This window comes from Corynebacterium sp. CNJ-954, from assembly GCF_001942345.1.
Classification (GTDB): domain Bacteria; phylum Actinomycetota; class Actinomycetes; order Mycobacteriales; family Mycobacteriaceae; genus Corynebacterium.
This window is the reverse complement of record NZ_MKKI01000043.1, coordinates 50,209-69,459: the sequence shown is the minus strand read 5'-3', so window position 1 is coordinate 69,459 and position 19,251 is coordinate 50,209. Positions and strand designations below refer to the sequence as shown.

Below are 19,251 nucleotides of genomic sequence, written 5' to 3'. Positions count from 1 at the left end.
CTGCAGGGGAGGAGGCGGGGCCCTCGCCCGAAAGTTGGGCAGGGGAACGTATCGCCGGATGTTATTCACCTCACACAAACAAGTCAAGCTGTGAACTAGTTTATCGTCGTGAGTGAATGGCTCCACGATGGTCGTCGTGATGGCGGCGGTGGCGTCAGCGGCGCTGGCGCGCTTCGCTTGCGGCGGTGCCGCTCAGCAGTTTGTCCATGAGGATCAGCAGGATCGACCGTTCCTCCCGGGTCAGTGCATCTGCCCAGCGGGTCTCCTGGACATTCTGTCGTTCGTAGAGGGTTCTGGCTTCCTCGACCCCGCGCTCGGTGAGGTGGAGCAGGTGGCTACGCCCGTCCTCGGGGGCCGGGATCTTCGTGAGGAGTCCTTCATCGGTCATCTTCGCCGTCAGGCCGGACACTGCGGCCCGGCTGGTTCCGGTGAGTGTGGCGGCTTCGGACGGATACATGTCACCGGCAAGCCACAGCGTGTAAAGGAGCTGGTAACCGGCCCAACTGCGTCCTGCCGGGCGATGGATCGTCGACTCCATGGTGTTGCTGAACGTTGTCGCCCCTCGGACCAGTGCGAGGATCACCGCCGTTGCGGCATGGTCCGAGTCCGGCGACTCGACCGCGAGTCGACTACGGACGTGCTCGACGAAGTTCCAGTAATCCAGTCCGCCGTCGTACCGCGGACGGTCGGACGGCTCTGTCGGGCTGACCGGGTGCGGCGGCCGCGGGGCGTCGGGTGCGTCATCTCGTGACCTGTCATTGTCGTGGTCGACCATGGTCACCACAGTATCGCGACTGGGGTCGCCCACTTCCGGTGAATTCCCCGCCATGACTGCAGCGGCGGGCGCCCCGCACTGTCGGCATTGCACATCTCAAGGAAAAAGTACTTCACAAGTTAACCACTATCGTGTACGTTTGGTGTCACAGTCATTTCCTAAGGAGGACAACATGGCCTACTACCGACAGCTCGGGAGCCTCCCGAAGCACCGCCACACCGCACTGCGGAATGACAAGGGCGACCTGGTCTACGAGGAGCTCATGGGGGAAGAGGGTTTCTCCTCCGACTCGTCGTTGCTCTATCACACTGGTATTCCCTCGGCGATGGTCGACGCACGTTCGTGGGATCTCCCCGACCACACCCTGACCCCCAATGACCCGTTGGTCCCGTTGCATCTGAAGTTGCACGACCTGGACGGTGCAGCGACCGGGACTACGTTGGACGCCGTTCGCGGCCGTCGACTGGTGATGGGAAACTCCGATGTCCGACTGAGCTATGCACACGTCAACACCACCTCACCGCTGTACAAGAGCGGCCTGGGGGATGAGCTCGTCTATGTCGAGCGTGGCTCCGCGCTGGTGGAGACCCAGTTCGGACCGTTGGAGGTTGCGGAAGGCGACTACATCAACATTCCCCGTGCCACGATCCACCGCTGGGTGCTGCGTGACGGTGAGGACGCGCGCCTGTACTTCATCGAGGCGAACAGTCACATCGGTCCGCCCCGGAACTTCCTGTCCCGGCATGGACAGCTCCTTGAACATGCGCCGTACTGTGAGCGTGATCTGCGCGGTCCCGAGGAACTTCAGCTGGCGGAGGAACCCGAGGGCGACGTGGAGCTCTACATCAAGCACCGCGGTAGTGGCCCGTCCGGTATCAGCGGTTCCATCCACGTCCTGCCGACGCATCCCTTTGACGTCATCGGGTGGGACGGTTGTCTGTACCCGTGGGTGTTCAATGTCAACGACTACATGCCTTTGACCGGTAAGGTCCACCAGCCGCCGCCCTCCCACCAGGTGTTCGAGGGGCACAACTTCGTGGTGTGCAACTTCGTCCCGCGCAAGGTCGATTACGCCGAGAACGCGATCCCGGTGCCGTACTACCACTCCAACGTCGACTCCGACGAGGTCATGTTCTACGTGGACGGTGATTATGAGGCACGGAAGGGGTCCGGGATCGCCAGTGGTTCAATCACCCTGCATCCCGGCGGGCACCCGCACGGGCCCCAGCCCGGTGCCACCGAGGCATCCATCGGCAAGGAGTACTTCGACGAACTCGCCGTCATGGTCGACACCTTCCAGCCACTGTCACTCGGCGAAGCCGGCGTCGCAGTCGACGACCACACGTATGCCTCGTCCTGGACCAGTGGACGTTGGCTCGGGGAGCGATGAGAGTGTTCGAGAATTTCATCGACGATGCCGCCGTCTTCCCGCCGGGGCTGGCGTCCCTGCCGGATGCGGTGTCCAAGCACCTGGAGAACCAGGGGTTGTCGGCGGCCCGTTTCACGGGACCGCTCGTCCTGCCTCTGAAGGACGTTGCTGAGGCGTCGCGGCTCGCCGACGGCGCGCCCTTCGATGTGTCGGTCGTTGCGCCCCCGAGTCGCCTCGCCGAGGTCACCGCACTTCTGGACACCATGCCCCGCACGACCCGTGTCGCCGCCGTGGAGCTCAAGGTGGACTCCGACGGCGAGATCACACTGGACGAGCAGCTCGCCGCCGCATCCGCTTTCGCCGCCGACCGTGACGGTCTTGCGGTCTGGATCGAGTTGCCGTTCACTCTGGTCGACAGCGACCGGCTGGGGCGGATACGGGACAACGGACTCGGCCTGAAGTTCCGGACCGGCGGAGTTACCCGGTCGCTGTATCCCACCCCGGCCGAACTGCTTGCCGTCCTGCACACCGCTGTGGATGCCGGACTTGAGTTCAAACTCACCGCTGGCCTTCACCGCGCGCTGCGGTACTCCGAGCCGGGAGACGGTGAGGTGCTCGATCATTTCGGTTTCCTGAACATTGCTGCCGCCGTGGTCGCCCTGCGTGCCGGGGAGCCGGACCGTGCTGAGGTCCTGCTCAGCAGCGACGACGGAGCGGATCTCCTCCGCACGGTCCAGGCCGACGGAGACTGGCGGTCGAGCTTTGTCAGCTTCGGCGCCTGCAGCGTCCTCGAACCTCTGACCACACTCAATGAACTCGGTGGTGTCGACGACGACGCCCTCACCGGCCTCGCTGAGCCGGCATCCTCCCACAGCTGAACGGCCGAGAAACCTCCTCTGAAAGGACCACAACCCATGACAACTGCAGCAGAGAAGTTCGCCACCGGCGGTTTCGGTACCGCGAATCTCCCGTACGCCTCGGTCACCGTTGACGGACGGGCGTACCTCGCGACACGTCTGGGCGACCGTGTTATCGACATCGCTGCGCTCGCGGACGCTGTCGGGGGAGTGGACCCCGACGTCGTTCGAGCGGTCTCCGCCCAGAACCTTGACGGCGTTCTCTCCGGCGGCCCTGACGTGTGGCGTCCCCTCCGGGCGTGGCTAATCGAGACGATGTCCGCCGAGGATAGCGACACCGTCGTGGAGGCGTCGAGTGTTGACGTTTCTCACGTGAGCTACAACCTGGCGTTCACCCCCGCCGACTACGTGGACTACTACGCCAGTGAGGACCACGCCACCAACATTGGCAAGATGTTCCGGCCCAATGAGGCGGCGCTGAAGCCGAACTGGAAGCACCTCCCTGTCGGCTACCATGGCCGCTCCGGCACCGTGGTGATCTCCGGGACGGACGTGGTGCGTCCTAAGGGGCTACGGCCTGTCCCCGACAGCGCACCTGATTTCGGTCCGTCGAGGCGCCTCGACATCGAGGCGGAGATGGGCTTCGTGTGCGCCGGAGCCCCCGCACGTACCGAAGTCTCGGTCGCGGACGCGGCCGACTACATCTTCGGTGCCTTCCTCTTCAATGACTGGTCGGCCCGCGACATCCAGAATTTCGAGTATGTTCCGCTGGGACCGAACCTCGGCAAGTCTTTCGCGTCGTCGGTGGGCACCTGGGTCGTGCCCTTCGATGCCCTGCAACGCGCCCGCGTCGACACACCGGAACGCGAGTTCGAGCTCGCCGACTACCTGAAGGACGGTGCCGACGCCGGCGGGCCCTGGGGCCTGGACATTCACCTCGAGGTGGAGGTCGACGGAGAGGTCGTGTCCCGTCCGGAGTACCGACGGATGTACTGGACTGCGCCCCAGATGCTCGCTCACATGACGATTAACGGCGGTTCACTACGCCTGGTGACATGTTCGGCTCTGGTACGGTCTCCGGTCCGGAGAAGAACAGCCGTGGATCGTTCATGGAGCTGTCCTGGGGAGGCAAGGAGCCGCTGAAGCTCCAGGACGGTACGGAAATGGTCTTCCTCCAGGACGGCCAGACCGTGACGATGCGCGCCACCGCCCCCGGTGTCGACGGTCAGACCGTCGACTTCGGGGAGTGCGTCGGAACGATCCGTCCTGCGACAGGGGTGTGACAGCGACGATGGCACGGAAGACAACTGAGGCAACGGCAGCGGAACTCGTCGCCAGGTACGCCCGTGACGGTATGACTGTCGCTGTGGGAGGGTTCGGCCTGTCCGGCAACCCTTTCGATCTGATCGACGGCCTGCGTGAATCCGGGGTGAAGAACCTCACCATCGTCTCCAACAACATGGGAGTCGACGGTCAGGGACTCGGCATTCTCCTGGAGAACAACCAGGTGGACAAGGTTATCGCGTCCTACGTCGGAGAGAATAGGCGTTTCGCCGAGCTCTACCTGTCCGGTGAACTCGAGGTCGAGTTCACCCCACAGGGGACGCTGGCCGAACGACTCCGGGCCGGAGGGGCCGGTATTCCTGCGTTCTATACCGCCACCGGCGTGGGAACGCTGGTGGCGGAAGGGAAACCGACCGCAGAGTTTGACGGCCGGACCTACGTCCAGGAACGCGGCATCGTCGCCGATCTCGCACTTGTCCATGCCGCTCACGGGGACGTCGACGGCAACCTCGTCTACCGGTTGACCGCTCAAAACTTCAACCCGTTGTGTGCTGCCTCCGGCGCAGTCACCCTCGCTGAAGTCGAGCATCTTGAGCAACGGGGCGCGATTCAGCCCGACAGGGTGATGACGCCGGGAGTGTTCATTCAGCAGGTCATCGAGGCAGTGCCCAGGGAGAAACCGATCGAGAAGCGCACCGTGCGCTCCTGTGAAGAAAGTGAGGCCACGGCATGAGCTGGACACGCGAGGAAATGGCGGCGATAGCCGCCCGTGAACTCACTGACGGCGACTACGTCAACCTCGGGATCGGGATGCCCACTCTGGTCGCTAACCACGTGCCCGACGGAGTTCACGTCACATTGCAGAGCGAGAACGGCATCCTCGGAATGGGGCCCTTCCCGGTGGAGGGCGAGGAGGACGCTGACCTGATCAACGCCGGCAAACAGACCGTGACCCTGGTCCCCGGCGCATCGGTGTTCGATTCGGCGACGAGTTTCGCCATGATCCGTGGCGGTCATGTGAAGGTCGCCGTCCTCGGGGCGATGGAGGTCACCGACACCGGTGACCTCGCCAACTGGATGGTGCCCGGACACATGGTCAAGGGGATGGGCGGGGCGATGGACCTGGTGGCCGGTACACCACGGGTCGTCGTGATGACCACCCACGTCACCCGGGACGCGGCGCCGAAGATCCGCCGGGAATGTTCGTTGCCGCTGACCGGCCTGGGGGTGGTGGACAGGATCATCACCGATCTCGCCTGCTTCGACATCACGCGGGACGGACTCGTGCTTACCGAGCTTGCACCGGGAGTGAGCGTGGATGAGATCCGGATGAAGACCGAGGCTGATTTCCGCGTGGAGGCAGGAGGGGAGTACCGGTGAACTCGACAAGAACACGTGGAACAGGTGACCACGCCGTCGTGTGCCTACACGGATGGTTCGGTCATGCAGGAGACTGGGGACCATGGGAGAACTACCTGGACGGTGACGAGTTCACCTGGGTATTCCCCGACTACAGAGGCTACGGGCGCCGGCAGGGTACGTCCGGCGAATTCACCGTGGACGAGGTCTCGTCGGACATCTGTGGGGTTCTTGAGGCTCTTCCGCACTCGAGAATCTCACTGCTTGGTCATTCGATGGGTGGTGTGTTTATGCAGCGGGTGCTCGTGGATACTTCTCGCGAGATCGAATCGATGGTGGGTATTTCACCGGTCGGCGCGGCAGGGACTCCGATGCCTCCAGAACAGCGGGCACTTTTTGAGTCCGCCGAGTTCGATATCGGTGCGCGGCAGACGATTATCGACATCACGACAGGCAATAGCCTGTCTCCACGCTTTACCGGAGGACTGGCGGAGGAGACCCGGAACACTTCGGCTGATGCGGCTGTCGGTGGGTACTTCCGAGCGTGGGCCGACGCTGATTTTCTTGAGGAACTCGGGAGCCGGGACCTCCCCGTGAAGGCTTTCGTGGGGGCTGCTGATCCGGCGGTTACCGTTGACACCGTCCGGTCGAGTTTCGGGAGGACCTACCCTCATCTCGAACTGGAGGTCCTTCCGAGTGTCGGACACTATTCCATGTACGAGATGCCGCTCTACCTCGGGGCGAGAGTAGAAGAGTTCCTGAGGCGGTCTGTGGCGTAGTGTGTCCGATTCTCCTACCACATGCCATGACGGCAGGGCTTCCGTTCCCGAAAAACCTGGGCTATAACTTAGCATCGTATGTCGGGAAGATATGCTTACTTAACCACGTCTGTCAGTGCTTTCTCGTCCGACAGCCCCTCCTCGCCATCAAGGATACCCCGTGCCCGTTGCGCAAGAGCCCGACCACTCATCCGTCCCGAACGCCGGTGACTCACCTCATCAGGAGGGCTGGGGACGTCCTTCGGCACCGTCTCCGACCCCGCGAGAGCGACGTTTCAGTGGTGCGCACCTGGCAATGACAGGCATCTCATCGCTAGTGGTCGGAGTACTCGCGACGAGCCTGGCTTTCACCCTCATCGGATCCGGTGACGGCGGCGGGGGTGACACGGATGTGGTATCGCAAGGCAGTTCCACGATTCCAACCGGCGTTCTCGATGAACCGGTGGTCGAGGACGACGAGGATGAGTCGCAGGACGACGTCATCGGGGTCGGTGACGGGTTCACGGTGACCACCTGGGACGGCATCGAGATCGAGACTTACGTCCATGACTTCTCCGTCGACGAGTCGTGCAAGTACGGTCAGCCGGTGTATGAACCGCAGAAAGCACCTGACAGCCGCATCGTGCAGCTCGCCATCGACGTGTCCAACCACGGGAACGATTCCTATCTCCTCGACTCGTTGACAGCGTTGAGCGCTGAGGGGTACACCCAGCCCGTCGACACTGCCTTCATGTACTGCGAAGAGCCGAATGACGGAGCGAACAGATGGATTGGGAGCGAGCGTATCGAGAAAAGCGAGAAGAAGCTGCTATACGGAGCTTTCGAGGTTCAACCCGATGCAGCGCAGCTCGTCCTGGTCACCACCGGTAACGGCAAGGTGCTGATCGACATTCCGGAACACTCGACCGCGTCAGACGCGGACGGAGGCTCACCGGAGCCGACCACCAGCGCCGGGTAGGCAGCCGCCCTCAGAACCCGAGCCCAGAGCCCCGACTCACCCCAGCAGGTCAGCGCTGGCCACCTTTACCGCGTCGGCGAAGGTGCCGTTCACATTCACTGACGGTACGGCCATCATCAGGTTCACCGCGTAACCGAAGTTCTCGACGAATGTGCCGTCCGGATCCGTCGGACGCTCACCGGCGACCTTGCTGACCGGGCCGTAGAACTCGCGCACCCGCTCAACGGCGGTTGCCCCGTCATCGGAGTAGATGTACAGCTTCTTGCCCAGGGCATGGGCGTAGCCCAGCTCGAAACAGGTCCCCGAGTCCGGCTCCGACCCCCGGAAGTGGTTCACGTTCGCGATGACCGCGTCCGAGGCACGGATACGCGAGACGTTCTTCTCGAAGATCCATCCAGGATCCGTCGCAGCATCGGCAGGTCCTGACGCGCCGGCCATGTCACCGTCGACCCCGGCATCCAGCGGTGCAATCGGCGTCAGGCCGTGCTCCCGACACAGCCGGCGCATCTCCTCGACAACTGGAGCGGCGTCCGGGAGGAACACCTCCGGGCCGGCCAGGTACACCTTGATTTCTGTCGCCATCACTCGGCTCATCTCCATTCGTCCTTCCGTCATCGTCATGTTCCCCACCGCTTCCGTGCGGCGTTCTCCAACAGCGCTGCCACCCCGTAGAGGATCAGTGCGGTCACTGTCACCACCGTCACTGACGCCCACACCACATCGGTGTCGGCACTGCCCACTGCGGTAATGACCACGGACCCGATGCCCTGACCGGTCGCCAACCACTCTGCCAGCAACGCCCCGGACAGGGCACCCGGAATGGCGATCCGGACCGCGGCGAAGATCGCCGGCAGACAGGCGGGGATCCGTATCTTCACCAACTCCCCGGCCCGTCCTGCGCCGTAGGTGCGCACCAGGTCGATCAGCGCCGGAGGCACGTTCTTCAGCGCCGAACCGATGTTCACCAGCGCAGGGAAGAACACGATGATCGCGCCCATCATCGCCACGGTGAACTGACCGCGTCCGAAAATGATGATCAGCACGGGGGCGATCGCGACCAGCGGAACCGACTGGAAGAACAGCGCCAGCGGCATCAGTGCCCGTTCGAGGGTCGGGAAGACCAGGAACAACGATGCCGCGACAACGGCGGCCGCCAGGCCGAGGGCGAAGCCCATGCCCGTGTCCAGCAGCGTGCGCCACAACTCGGGCAGCAGGGCGAGGAAGTGGTTCTGTCCGTCGGCACTGTCACTGTTGTCGGCGAGATAGCTCACGACCTCGGCCGGGGTACGTCCCACGAACGGGGAGATGCCGAGCAGACGCAGACCGAAGGTCCACACCGCGCCGATGACGACCAGGGACACGACAACATCGCCGGTGACGGCCCAGGGGGAGCGCGGGGTGCGTTTCGTCGCTGTGGTCGACACCTCGGTGACGCCCCAGCCGAGGCGGTTGACCACCTGCGACAGCAGCGCCATCAGCGCGAACCACGCGCCGGCCAGCAACGCCGCCGCCAACGCCAGGGCCCACGTGCGCGAGACGTCCGACGCCTGCTGTGCGTTCAACAACGCCGGCCCGAGTCCACGGTCCACGCCACCGACGTACTCACCGAGGATCGCGCCGAGCACGGAGATCGGTGCCGCGACCTTCAGCGCGGTGAGGATCGACGGCACGGCTGCGATGAGCTGTACCTTCATCAGCCGGGTCAGGCGCGACCCGCCGTAGACGTCCACGAGGTCGAGGGAGTGCTGGTCGGTGGCGTCCAGTCCCAGCAGCGTGCCGACGACGGTGGTGAAGAAGATCGCCAGGGCCGAGAGCAGGACCGCGGTGGCCGACGGGTCGCCGCTGGACGGTGCGCCGATCATCAGGTAGATGACCGGGCCCACGGCGATGATCGGCAGGGAGTAGGTGATCACCGCGACCTGCATAACGATCCCGCGTAGCCGGGGGAACAGCAGTGCCAGCACCGACGCTGCGACCGCCAGGCCGACGCCGAGCAGGTAGCCCTGACCTGCCTCCATGGCGGTGACCTTGAGGTTGACCCAGTAGAAGGTCAGCCCGTCGTCGGCGATACGCGAGACGATCTCGCCGGGGGTGGGGATGGTCTCCAGCGGCCGCAGGACGGTGGCCGCCAGGACCCACCACGCCGCGAGGACGCCGACCAGGACGAGCAGGACGTTGACGGCGCCGCGGGCTCCACGAACTCCGGTGGCTACGCGCGGCCGCGTCACGGTGCCTCCCGGGTTTCGGGCGTGTCCGGAGTGTTCTCGAAGGAGAACAGTAAGTCGGAGACGTGGTCGACGATGGCGTGGAACTCCGGGGTCCGCATCATCTCGGGGGTGCGGGGCCGGGGCAGGTCGACCTCGACGATCTCACGGACGGTGCCGGGCCGGGCACTCATCACGGCGATGGAGTCGGCGAGGAATACCGCCTCCGCGATCCCGTGGGTCACCAGCAGTGTGGTGGCCGGATACTCCGTCCAGATGCGCTGCAGTTCCAGGTTCATCCGCTGACGCGTCATGTCGTCCAGCGCGCCGAAAGGTTCGTCGAGCAGCAGGACGGACGGGTCGGCGGCCAGGGCGCGGGCGATGGAGACACGCTGGCGCATGCCGCCGGAGAGCTGGCTTGGTTTTGAGTCCTCGAAGCCCTCGAGTCGTACCAGTCTGATGAGGTCGGCGAGCACATCGTCCGGCAACGGGGCTTTGGCGATCTCGCGGGGCAGCCGGATGTTCGAGGCGACCGAGCGCCAGGGGAGCAGGGCGGCGTCCTGGAACGCGATGCCGAGTTCGTGGCGGCTGCGCAGCTCCTTCGGGGTGAGGTCATGCACGGTGGCGGAGCCTTCCGTGGGGTCCTCCAGTCCGGCGAGGATGCGCAGGACGGTGGACTTGCCGCAGCCGGACGGGCCGACGAGGGCCAGGAAGCTGCCGTGGGGGATGTCCAGACTTACCGAGTCCAGGGCGGTGACCCCGCCGGGGAACATCTTGGTGAGGTTGTCGAGTCGGATGCCGCTGGGCGCGGCGGCGCCTGTGGTGTCGGGAGTAGTCACGCTGCGTCCTTCGGGTCGGCGGGTACGGGGGCTCTGAGGTCGGGGTTCTCCTCGTAGACCTCGTCGAGCAGGCTCATGTCGAACAGTTCGTCTGTGCTGACGTCGATGCCGCTGAGACGCAGGGACTCGACGTTTTCGTCCATGGCGTCGTCGGTGAGTCGGAACAGTTCGCCGGGAGCCGTCTGGTCGTTGTCGATGAACTCGATCTGTGCCTCGGCCTGCAGGAGTTCCTTTTCAGGGTCCAGGCCCAGGTCGGCACCGTAGATGTCGGTGGCCAGTTCTGCCCCGCGTCGCGGGTCGGCAATGGCCTCCCTCCAGCCTCGGATCGATGCTTCGAGGAACTTCTTCAGGTTCTCGCGGTTGCCGTCGATGCTCTCCTGGGATACCGCGTAGGCTGCACCGGCGAAAGGCATGCCGTGGTCGGCCAGGTCCAGGGATACGACGTCGTGACCGGCGCGTTGCAGATCGATGAGCTGGTTGGCGGTAAGACCGTGGAAACCGTCGACCTCGCCACTGGTCAGTACGGCGGTTTCACCGGCGGGGACGAACGTGATGGTGGACGGGTCGATGTCGTTGGCGCGGGCGAGACCCTCCACCATCGACTGGGCGGTTCCTGGCGTCACGGCGATGCGTGCGCCCTCGAGGTCAGCTGGCGTGCGAATCGCGGAGGGCCCGTTCATGGAGATGATGGTGAAGGCGTTCCTCGCGTAGATCGCCCCGATGATCTTGATCGGCATTCCCTCGGAATCGATGGCATTGGCGGTGCCCAGTGCGGTTGATCCGGCGACGGTGGCGTGCCCAGTCGCCGCCGATTGCTCCACCGCGGTCGGCCCGGCGATCAGGTCGACTTTGGAAAACCCCGCGTCGCGGTAGTAGCCGTCATGGTCGGCGATGTATTCGCCGGCGTTCTGCGAGTTCTTCACGAACGCCAGCTGGATACGTAGGGCGTCATCGTCGAGACCCCGCAGAGCGCATCCGCTCAGAACGAGTGCGGTGACGGCCAGGACGGCGGTGAGGACGGTGCTGGTGCCGCGTCGGCGCATGGCGGGGCCGACTGCCAAGGTGGAGGCGTCGTCGGCTCCCGGGGGTCTCCGGGTGAACGTCATGGGGTCACTGTACGGGGCGGACGGGACACTGGCACGATGAGTCCGGACACGGAAACACGCTGAAGACATGGAGATGAGTGCTGTGGCTGAATCGACGGAACCCCGCATCCCGGTCTTCCTTGACTGCGACACCGGCATCGACGACGCTCTCGCCCTCGGGTATCTGCTGGCCACACCCGCAGCAACGCTCGTCGGCGTCGGTTCGGTGCACGGAAATGTGAGCGCCGCCGGTGGCGCGGAGAATACTCTGCGACTGTTGGGTATGGCGGGACATGACGACATCCCCGTTGCGGTGGGTGCAACCGACCCGCTGGTCGGCTCCTTCGCCGGAGGCGCGGTACGAGTGCACGGGGAGGACGGCGTCGGCGGCATCCGCGGGACGGTGCTTCCTGTGGCTCCTGCCACCGTGGAGGACATCGATGCCGTCGACCTGCTCCTGCAACTCTCCCACGAGTACGAGGGGCAGCTGCACGTCCTGGGCATCGGGCCACTGACGAATCTGGCGCTGGCACTACGGCGCGACCCCGGGATCGCTGACCGGGTTGCCGAGGTGATCGTGATGGGCGGAGCAGCGATGGTGCCGGGCAACATCACACCCGTGGCGGAGGCGAACATCGGTAACGACCCGGAGGCAGCGCAGGAGGTGCTCTCCGCATCCTGGCCGGTCACACTGGTTCCGCTGGACACCACGATGGTCAACACCTTCGAGACCGCCGACATCGAGGAGCTGCAGCGCTGCCTGACGCCCGTGGTGGCGGCGATCGGCCAGATGCTGGACTACTACGCCGATTTTTACCAGGGCGTTCTCGGACGACGGTGCTGCGCACTGCATGATCCGTTGGCTGCCGCCATCGCGGTAGGGGAGGTGGGGCTCGTCCTGGCGCCACGGATTCCGGTCGAGGTGGACACGACTGACGGCCTGGGGAGGGGACAGACCGTCTGCGACTTGCGCCACCAGCGTTCCGCAGGCCCGGAGGGGGTGGACGTCGAGGGCGCGAACGCCCGGGTCGTCCTGCAATCCGCTGAGGGATTCCCGCAGGCACTCAGGGAGCGTCTGCTGAGCCTGTAGCGGGGCACCGGCAACCTTCTCTCCGTCTCTTTCGCTTCCGTTCAACTCTCCTCTGCAGCAAGCGGTGGCGAGATTCCGTGTGCCTGCAGTACTGCCACATGCTGCGACCGCGTTCTTGTGAATGTATGCGTATGTATCCCTTCTTCCAGTCTCTATATTGGTTAGCCTATGGCAAACTCTGCCCTCCCTGAGGCTAGTGGGAGTCATGGTCGATGTGGTCGCTGGTGGGGAACTGATGCTTATGACCTGGAACTATGGGATTTCCAGGCGGAAGCATCCCTCGATTCGATGTGGCGTATGTCACAATCGGAAAATAATGTGACTCAGGTGGTGTTGTTCCGGAAAGGAATCGGTATGCTTCACGTATGCATTTGAACAGCAGCGACAAGAAGCGCATCCCCGGGGCGCTGACCATCATCAAAGAGCCGGCGGGGGATGACGTCGCCGAGCAGAACAATCCGAAAGTCGTCGAGACGGTGTCATCGATGCTGCTCGACATCGAACGTCACGGCATGGACGCCGTCCGTAGGTACGCCGAGGAGCTTGACGGCTTCACCGGGGATATCGAGGTGTCCACGCAGGAGATGCGCAAAGCCGCCGACGAGCTCCCCGACGACCTCCGTGCGGCCCTCGACACTGGTGCCGAGCGCACCAGGACATTCGCCAGAATGCAGCGCGAACGCCTCGTGGACTTCGAGGACGAGGTCATCCCAGGCGTGGTGTGCGGCCAGCGCTACGTCCCCGTCAACAACGTCGGCGCCTATCTGCCTGCCGGACGGTTCCCGCTGTTGGCCAGTGCATTCATGACTGTCGGGGTGGCAGGTGCTGCGGGCGTACCGAACGTCGTGGCCTGTACCCCGCCGAGCAGGAACGGTCGGCCCCACCCTGCCGTCCTCTACGCGGCCAACGTATCGGGCGGGGACCGGGTTTTCGCCCTCGGCGGTGTCCAGGCATTGGCGTCGATGGCCTTCGGCCTGTTAGACGGCAATCCCTCCGACATGGTCGTCGGAGCGGGGAACGCCTTTGTCGCCGAAGCGAAGCGGCAGCTCTACGGGAAAGTCGGTATCGACGTTCTCGCCGGGCCTTCCGAAGTCGCCGTCCTCGCGGATGCCACGGCTGACGCAGAGATGGTCGCGGCAGATCTTCTCGCCCAGGCCGAACACGGACCACAGTCCCCGGCCTGTCTGATCACCACAGACGAGGCGCTCGGGCGGGCCGTGGCATCCGAGGTCGACCGTCAGCTCGAAGGGTTGGCGACCCGGGAGATCGCGGGGGCAGCCTGGCGCGACTTCGGTTCCATCTACGTCGTCGAGGACCGTGAGGCAGCGGCGACGGCGATGGACCTGTTGGCACCCGAACACCTGGAGGTGCTCGCAGAGGATCTGGACTGGTGGCTCGACAGGCTCACCTGCTACGGATCACTGTTCCTCGGCCCCTGGTCGACAGTCGCCTACGCCGACAAAGGCATGTCGGGCACCAACCATGTGCTCCCGACCGCCCGCGGTGCCCGGTACACGGAGGGACTGTCCGTCCTCGGCTTCCTCAAGCAACTCACCTACCAGCGTGCAACCAAGGCCTCGACGCAAGCTCAGGCCTCACCTGTGGTCACCATCGCCGACTTCGAGCAGATGCCGGGCCACCGTGACAGTGCACAGCTGCGGCTCGACCGACTGTGACTCCGGCGTCCGGACCGGCGTGACTGCCGAACAGGATGCCTCCCTTTCCTTCCCAGAAAGCAGAGAACCATGAAAACGATGAAGTTCCTCCAGACAGGGGCGGCACTGACGATCACGTCCCTGGCCCTCGCCGCGTGCGGCGCCGGCAGCGACAGCCCCTCGAACAGTGCGGCGACCTCCGCCTGCGACTTCGACAACCCCTCCTCGCCGACGACGGTCAATGTCCTGGCCTACAACTCCTCGGCCATCGACCCGTACACCAACTCGATGGTCAACAGTTGTTCAAAGGACAACGTCACCGTCAAACACGAACCCATCGACTTCGCTGGTCAGGTGCAGCGCACTCAGGCGACACTGGGCACCGACAACGGAACGTACGACCTGATCGAGAGTTACGGCTTCGTCATTCCCGGCTACGCGGACCAGGACAAGCTCGTCCCGCTGGATGACCTGTACACGGAGTTCACCGATCAGTACAAGCTGGACGGGATCAGCCAGGACCTCAAGGACCGGCTGAGCTACGACGGTCACCTGTGGGCCGTCCCGATGCAGGCACAGGCGTTCACGTTCGTCTACCGGAAGGACGTCTTCGACGAACTCGGACTCGAAGTCCCCACCACCTTCCAGGAGATGGAGGAGACCGCCAAGAAGATCCAGGATTCCGGCAAAATGAAGAATCCGCTCGCCCTGCCGTGGCTGTCTTCCAGCGATCTGGGCACCGCCTACGTCGCGGCGCTCGGCTCGTTGGGTAAGCAGTATGTTGACGAGGACACCCGTCGTCCGAACTTCGACTCCGACGAGTCCCGGCAGGCGCTCGAAGCGATGAAGGCGTTGACGCCGTACATGGACCCGCAGGCGCTCACATTCGACCAGCCGAAGGTCCAGCAGCAGCTCTTCAATGACCAGGCAGCCATGGCGATCATGTTCTCCGGACGTATGGCCGATCTGCAGGACGAGAACCAGACGTCCTTCAGCGACCAGTTCGCTTTCGCGGCACCGCCCTCGGTGGAGGACGGCGGGAAACTGTACTCCCAGGTCTCCATTGACGGCTGGTCCATCCCGAAGAACACGAAGGTGGACAACAAACTGCTGTTCAACCTCATCGGAGCCTCGGTCTCCGAGGAAGCGTCCGAAGCTTCGATCCCCGACGCCTATCCGGCCAGGGAAGGCGTCGCCAACCAGGACAACATGGACTACGCAGATGCCGTGGAAACAGCGATCTCTGAGGCCCCGGACCCCCAGCTGGTCCCGTGGGCCGCGGACATGAACAACGAGACCATCAACGTCCTTGCCCAGATCATCTCCGGGCAGAAGGACATTGACGCCGGCATGCGCGAGATGCAGCAGATCGCCGAACGTGTCATGGAGAAGTACTGATCCGCGTCAGAGATCGCCTGCGTACCGAGAAGAAAGGAGGGATCCACCGTGAAGAGACGTGAATTCTGGGTATTTGTCGCCCCGAGCATCATCGTCATGTTCGGCCTGCTGGTCATCCCGTTGTACAAGACGATCCGGTGGAGCTTTGAAGAGGTGACCTACGGATCGCCAGGGTCCTGGGTCGGATTGCAGAACTACACCCACGCGCTCACAGATACTCGATTCCTCAAGGCGCTGGTGTTCACCACGGGGCTGACAATCACCACGACTGCGGTCATTGTTGTCCTCGCCTATGTCCTGGCAGTGATGGTCAACCGGTTGACCTGGCCCAAACCGATTGTCCTGGGCATCATGCTCATCCCGTACGTGATTCCGTCCGTCGTCGGTTCCGCCGCCTACTCGTGGCTGTTCGACTCCAACTTCGGCGGGATCGTCAATCTCATGATCTCCAAGGTCACCGGCCTCGACATCCTGTGGTTCACCGACGTGTGGCCCAACCGGCTCCTGCTGGTGTCCAACATCGTCTGGTCCATGCTGCCGTTCGCCATGCTGATGATCCTCGCCGGCCTTCAGGGCGTGTCGAAGGAAGTCGTCGAAGCAGGACGGATGGACGGCGCGAACCTTTTCCAGCGACACTGGCACATCATCATCCCGAGTATCCGCGGAATCATGGGGTTCGTCCTGCTGATTCTCACGATGGACATCTTCCGGGTCTTCGACCAGTTGATCCCGTTGTCGCCGTCCGCTGCGCAGATCGGCAACGAGTCGGTCATGCTCTACGTCTTCAACATCGCCTTCCGTGAGGGATCACCCCAACTCGGCCTCGGAAGTGCGGTCAATGTGCTGTCGATCATCGTGATCATGATCCTGCTGTACCCCTCAATCCGAGGCATCCTCAAGGAGGCGAGAGGTCGTGACTGACATCGTGACCCCAGACCCGAGACAGAACCCGACCATCACCGGTGCCGACTCCACCGGCCCCGTTCCGAAGAAGCGCCGAAAGTTCCTGGACAAGGGCGAGACCAGCGGTTGGCGCGTCGTCGTCATCGGCCTGGTGATGCTGGCGGTCTGCCTGGTCTGTCTGGCACCGTTCTTGTGGACACTCCTGTCGGTGACAAAACCGCTGAACATCGCGTTCGCCAACCCGCCGAAGTTCATCTACGAGCCGACGATGCAGGCGTTCCAGTCCCTCTGGCAAGGGACGGACTTCTACAAGTACCTCATCAACACCACCATCGTGGCGGTCATATCGACCGTCGTCGCACTGGTCATCGGCATCCCGGCGGCCTATGCTCTGTCCCGGTTCCCGGGATGGGTCTCGGTGGTGCTGCTGATCACTGCCTTGATCTTCCGCGCCCTTCCCCGGCCTGCTGTCGTTCTTCCGCTGTATGAACTCACCAAGAGCATCGGTATCTACGACTCGATCTGGGCGATCTCAGCTGCACTGATCGCAATCAACCAGCCGTTCAGTATCTGGCTGCTACGCAATTTCTTCGCCGAGATCCCGAAGGAACTCGACGAGGCGGCACTGATGGACGGGTGCAACAGGTTCCAGACCCTCAGACGGGTGCTCATCCCCATCATGGGGCCGGGCATCCTCACCGCCGGCATCTTCATGTTCCTCTTCGCTTTCCAGGAGTACTTCGCCGCGATCATTCTGACCGACGTCGACTCCAAGACCGTACCGGTGTTCATTGCCACCCAGCTCGGACAGACCCTGCCGATGCTGCAACAGGCGGGAGCGGCGACGATCCTGTTGACCCTACCTGTGGTTGCCATCGCTTTCCTCGCGCAGAAGTACCTGGTGGCAGGATTGTCGGCCGGGTCGGTGAAGGGGTGACGGCACCATGGACACCGATCCACCGGTCGTGCTCATCGCCGGAATGAACCTGTCTCCCCGGATGTGGTCCCGGTGCGATCTACCTGCGGGGACGATTCTGGTGACGCTACAGGACGACTCCATGGACGAGGCTGTGGGACGTCTGCTCGACGAGCTTCCCCCCAGGTTCATCCTCGGCGTCTCAGCCTCGGCGGCATTGTGGCGATGCACATGGCGGCCCGCGCCCCGGAGAGGGTATCCGGCCTGATGCTCATCGCCACGAATGCAAGATCTCCGACACAGGAACAACTCGATGCGTGGGAAACCACAATCGACAGGCTCACCGGCATGGGGCCGCGCGAGTACCAGGAGTCGATCCTGCCCCTGCTTCTCTCGGATCCCACTGTCGACGAGTGGTCGAGCATTGTGACCGACAGCGCAGGAGACCTCACGTCCGACACCTTTGTCAGCCAGCTGAAACTCCAGCAGAGCAGGACCGATGCGCGACCGGGGCTCCGCCGGTGTCACATACCGACGGTGGTCCTCGCCGGAGACAGGGACGCACTGTGCCCCGTGGCCAATCACGAGGAGATCCGGGACGCGTTCCCGGACGATGCTGAGGCGGAACTCACTGTTCTCACCGGAGTCGGTCACATGATCCCCATCGAGGCACCGGATGCCGTGACCTCGGCACTGGGCACGCTACTCCGACACACACAAGCAACCACAGAAAGGACATGCACCACACCATGACACTCAAGAAGATCGCCTACGAGCCCTACTCCAACCCTGATGAGTTCATCCGTGAAGTCACCGACCGTATCTGGGTACAGCGCGATATCGAGCACATCTACGACAACTACGAGGACGACTCCATTGTCCACGGTCCCGGTGGGACCGCCGTGGGGGTTGAGCAGGTCGTTCAAGGTACGACGATGCGTATCGCAGCCGTTCCCGACCACATCGGCCTGGCGGAAGACGTCGTCTGGGAAGAGCGGGGCGACAACGCATTCCTCAGCTCTCACCTCGTTCTCGGCATTGACCACGTCGCGTCCCCCGAGGGGCAGCGCATCGTCCGTAGCCGCACCATCGCCAACTGCCTCTACCGTGAAGGACGCATGGTGGAGGAGTGGGTCGTACGCGATTCACTGGCTCAGTGCCTCCAGCTGGGAACTGATCCCGCTGACGCCGCCGCGCGCCTGCCCTATGTGGGGTACTCCGGGTCCCTGACCGGACCCGCGCCCGAGAATCCTCTGGTGAAGGGGGATTCCGGACCCCGGGAAAACAACTACCCGGAAGAGTGCCAGATGGTCGTCGACATGATCCACCATGTGTGGTCACGAAGGAACCTCGCGAAGATGGACGAGTACTTCGACCGGGATGTCATCCTCAACACCGTCGGTGACACGACGGTGGTCCGTCCCAAGGCCTACCAGGAGAATCTTCTTGAGCTGGTCAGTGCTTTCCCGGACTGCACCGTGGAGATCAGGGACATCCAGACCAATGATGAGACCAGGTACGGCGGTCTCCGCGTCGCGGTGTCGTGGAAGCTCAGTGGGCACTACACCGGCGCACAACTCTTCGGCCCTTTGACCGGGGAGAAGGTCGATATTCTCGGCGCCTCCCAGTTCCAGATTCACGAGGGCCGGATCGTGCGCGAGGTTCGCATCTTCGACTGGGTCGGTGTGCTGGCCCAGATCAACGCCGGCCGGGGAGAGGAGGAATTCCGCTTCGACAACCTTTACTGACGACTCCTCACTGACGACAGCAGCCCCCACGA

General features: G+C 63.7%; 19 protein-coding genes and 1 pseudogene. 15 read left to right on the top strand and 5 right to left on the bottom strand.

The features are described 5' to 3' along the window. Positions 1 to 154: 154 nt before the first annotated feature. Positions 155 to 775, bottom strand: a complete 621-nt coding sequence (locus tag BJF89_RS14290) for a MarR family winged helix-turn-helix transcriptional regulator (RefSeq protein ID WP_158026079.1) — start codon at positions 773 to 775, stop codon at positions 155 to 157. Between the two features lie 172 nt (positions 776 to 947). Between BJF89_RS14290 and BJF89_RS14285 the strand changes: the two genes are divergently transcribed. The 7 genes and pseudogenes from BJF89_RS14285 to BJF89_RS14255 all read left to right on the top strand — a co-directional run bounded on the left by BJF89_RS14285 (position 948) and on the right by BJF89_RS14255 (position 7,381). After that, complete coding sequence (locus BJF89_RS14285) at positions 948 to 2,165, top strand: homogentisate 1,2-dioxygenase (RefSeq protein ID WP_075815771.1); 1,218 nt, start codon at positions 948 to 950, stop codon at positions 2,163 to 2,165. Positions 2,166 to 2,167: 2 nt separating this feature from the next. Continuing rightward, the gene (locus tag BJF89_RS14280) at positions 2,168 to 3,022 is read left to right on the top strand and encodes a hypothetical protein (protein ID WP_083650851.1); all 855 of its coding nucleotides are present in this window, start codon (positions 2,168 to 2,170) and stop codon (positions 3,020 to 3,022) included. Between the two features lie 36 nt (positions 3,023 to 3,058). Next, positions 3,059 to 4,284: pseudogene (locus BJF89_RS14275) on the top strand (fumarylacetoacetate hydrolase family protein). 8 nt (positions 4,285 to 4,292) lie between these two features. Beyond that, on the top strand, positions 4,293 to 5,018 hold the full coding sequence (locus tag BJF89_RS14270; RefSeq protein ID WP_075815769.1) for a CoA transferase subunit A: 726 nt from the start codon (positions 4,293 to 4,295) through the stop codon (positions 5,016 to 5,018). Continuing rightward, entirely contained in the window at positions 5,015 to 5,665 is a 651-nt protein-coding gene (locus BJF89_RS14265; RefSeq protein WP_075815768.1) for a CoA transferase subunit B, read from the top strand. Before BJF89_RS14270 ends, BJF89_RS14265 begins: the two co-directional genes overlap by 4 nt. Beyond that, the gene (locus BJF89_RS14260; RefSeq protein ID WP_075815767.1) at positions 5,662 to 6,423 is read left to right on the top strand and encodes an alpha/beta fold hydrolase; all 762 of its coding nucleotides are present in this window, start codon (positions 5,662 to 5,664) and stop codon (positions 6,421 to 6,423) included. Before BJF89_RS14265 ends, BJF89_RS14260 begins: the two co-directional genes overlap by 4 nt. 295 nt (positions 6,424 to 6,718) lie before the next feature. Continuing rightward, entirely contained in the window at positions 6,719 to 7,381 is a 663-nt protein-coding gene (locus BJF89_RS14255; RefSeq protein WP_139312085.1) for a hypothetical protein, read from the top strand. 36 nt (positions 7,382 to 7,417) lie between these two features. On the opposite strand, the gene BJF89_RS14250 is transcribed toward BJF89_RS14255, so the two are convergent. The 4 genes from BJF89_RS14250 to BJF89_RS14235 all read right to left on the bottom strand — a co-directional run bounded on the left by BJF89_RS14250 (position 7,418) and on the right by BJF89_RS14235 (position 11,530). Continuing rightward, positions 7,418 to 7,963: a nucleoside 2-deoxyribosyltransferase gene (locus tag BJF89_RS14250; protein ID WP_075815908.1), complete on the bottom strand. Its 546-nt coding sequence runs from the start codon at positions 7,961 to 7,963 to the stop codon at positions 7,418 to 7,420. A gap of 35 nt (positions 7,964 to 7,998) precedes the next feature. After that, positions 7,999 to 9,609: an ABC transporter permease gene (locus BJF89_RS14245; protein WP_075815765.1), complete on the bottom strand. Its 1,611-nt coding sequence runs from the start codon at positions 9,607 to 9,609 to the stop codon at positions 7,999 to 8,001. Continuing rightward, positions 9,606 to 10,358, bottom strand: coding sequence for an ABC transporter ATP-binding protein (locus BJF89_RS14240; protein ID WP_083650894.1), 753 nt, complete (start codon positions 10,356 to 10,358; stop codon positions 9,606 to 9,608). Before BJF89_RS14240 ends, BJF89_RS14245 begins: the two co-directional genes overlap by 4 nt. 62 nt (positions 10,359 to 10,420) lie before the next feature. Continuing rightward, on the bottom strand, positions 10,421 to 11,530 hold the full coding sequence (locus BJF89_RS14235) for an ABC transporter substrate-binding protein (RefSeq protein WP_158026078.1): 1,110 nt from the start codon (positions 11,528 to 11,530) through the stop codon (positions 10,421 to 10,423). Positions 11,531 to 11,612: 82 nt separating this feature from the next. Here BJF89_RS14235 and BJF89_RS14230 point away from each other — a divergent pair, with 82 nt between their 5' ends. The 8 genes from BJF89_RS14230 to BJF89_RS14200 all read left to right on the top strand — a co-directional run bounded on the left by BJF89_RS14230 (position 11,613) and on the right by BJF89_RS14200 (position 19,219). Beyond that, positions 11,613 to 12,599: a nucleoside hydrolase gene (locus BJF89_RS14230; protein WP_255372672.1), complete on the top strand. Its 987-nt coding sequence runs from the start codon at positions 11,613 to 11,615 to the stop codon at positions 12,597 to 12,599. Between the two features lie 365 nt (positions 12,600 to 12,964). Continuing rightward, positions 12,965 to 14,275, top strand: coding sequence for a histidinol dehydrogenase (gene hisD, locus BJF89_RS14225; RefSeq protein WP_075815763.1), 1,311 nt, complete (start codon positions 12,965 to 12,967; stop codon positions 14,273 to 14,275). Positions 14,276 to 14,353: 78 nt separating this feature from the next. Further along, positions 14,354 to 15,652: an ABC transporter substrate-binding protein gene (locus BJF89_RS14220; protein ID WP_075815762.1), complete on the top strand. Its 1,299-nt coding sequence runs from the start codon at positions 14,354 to 14,356 to the stop codon at positions 15,650 to 15,652. Positions 15,653 to 15,700: 48 nt separating this feature from the next. Then, positions 15,701 to 16,573 carry a carbohydrate ABC transporter permease gene (locus BJF89_RS14215; RefSeq protein WP_075815761.1) on the top strand — a complete coding sequence of 291 codons (873 nt, stop codon included), beginning with the start codon at positions 15,701 to 15,703 and terminating at the stop codon, positions 16,571 to 16,573. After that, a complete protein-coding gene (locus BJF89_RS14210; RefSeq protein ID WP_075815760.1) occupies positions 16,566 to 17,492 on the top strand; it encodes a carbohydrate ABC transporter permease in 927 nt (308 codons plus the stop codon). Before BJF89_RS14215 ends, BJF89_RS14210 begins: the two co-directional genes overlap by 8 nt. Before the next feature lie 7 nt (positions 17,493 to 17,499). Continuing rightward, a complete protein-coding gene (locus BJF89_RS18685) occupies positions 17,500 to 17,739 on the top strand; it encodes a hypothetical protein (protein WP_139312083.1) in 240 nt (79 codons plus the stop codon). Further along, entirely contained in the window at positions 17,703 to 18,224 is a 522-nt protein-coding gene (locus BJF89_RS14205) for an alpha/beta fold hydrolase (protein ID WP_158026077.1), read from the top strand. The genes BJF89_RS18685 and BJF89_RS14205 overlap by 37 nt, the downstream gene beginning before the upstream one ends. Beyond that, positions 18,221 to 19,219, top strand: coding sequence for an ester cyclase (locus tag BJF89_RS14200; protein ID WP_075815758.1), 999 nt, complete (start codon positions 18,221 to 18,223; stop codon positions 19,217 to 19,219). The genes BJF89_RS14205 and BJF89_RS14200 overlap by 4 nt, the downstream gene beginning before the upstream one ends. The last annotated feature ends 32 nt before the right edge of the window (positions 19,220 to 19,251 follow it).

What these genes read in the sequence shown, in the direction of transcription:
- BJF89_RS14290 (WP_158026079.1), bottom strand. Translation starts at nt 775, where the DNA reads ATGGTCGACCACGACAATGACAGGTCACGAGATGACGCACCCGACGCC.
- BJF89_RS14285 (WP_075815771.1), top strand. Translation starts at nt 948, where the DNA reads ATGGCCTACTACCGACAGCTCGGGAGCCTCCCGAAGCACCGCCACACC.
- BJF89_RS14270 (WP_075815769.1), top strand. Translation starts at nt 4,293, where the DNA reads ATGGCACGGAAGACAACTGAGGCAACGGCAGCGGAACTCGTCGCCAGG.
- BJF89_RS14265 (WP_075815768.1), top strand. Translation starts at nt 5,015, where the DNA reads ATGAGCTGGACACGCGAGGAAATGGCGGCGATAGCCGCCCGTGAACTC.
- BJF89_RS14255 (WP_139312085.1), top strand. Translation starts at nt 6,719, where the DNA reads ATGACAGGCATCTCATCGCTAGTGGTCGGAGTACTCGCGACGAGCCTG.
- BJF89_RS14250 (WP_075815908.1), bottom strand. Translation starts at nt 7,963, where the DNA reads ATGGCGACAGAAATCAAGGTGTACCTGGCCGGCCCGGAGGTGTTCCTC.
- BJF89_RS14240 (WP_083650894.1), bottom strand. Translation starts at nt 10,358, where the DNA reads ATGTTCCCCGGCGGGGTCACCGCCCTGGACTCGGTAAGTCTGGACATC.
- BJF89_RS14235 (WP_158026078.1), bottom strand. Translation starts at nt 11,530, where the DNA reads ATGACGTTCACCCGGAGACCCCCGGGAGCCGACGACGCCTCCACCTTG.
- hisD (WP_075815763.1), top strand. Translation starts at nt 12,965, where the DNA reads ATGCATTTGAACAGCAGCGACAAGAAGCGCATCCCCGGGGCGCTGACC.
- BJF89_RS14220 (WP_075815762.1), top strand. Translation starts at nt 14,354, where the DNA reads ATGAAGTTCCTCCAGACAGGGGCGGCACTGACGATCACGTCCCTGGCC.
- BJF89_RS18685 (WP_139312083.1), top strand. Translation starts at nt 17,500, where the DNA reads ATGGACACCGATCCACCGGTCGTGCTCATCGCCGGAATGAACCTGTCT.
- BJF89_RS14205 (WP_158026077.1), top strand. Translation starts at nt 17,703, where the DNA reads ATGGCGGCCCGCGCCCCGGAGAGGGTATCCGGCCTGATGCTCATCGCC.
- BJF89_RS14200 (WP_075815758.1), top strand. Translation starts at nt 18,221, where the DNA reads ATGACACTCAAGAAGATCGCCTACGAGCCCTACTCCAACCCTGATGAG.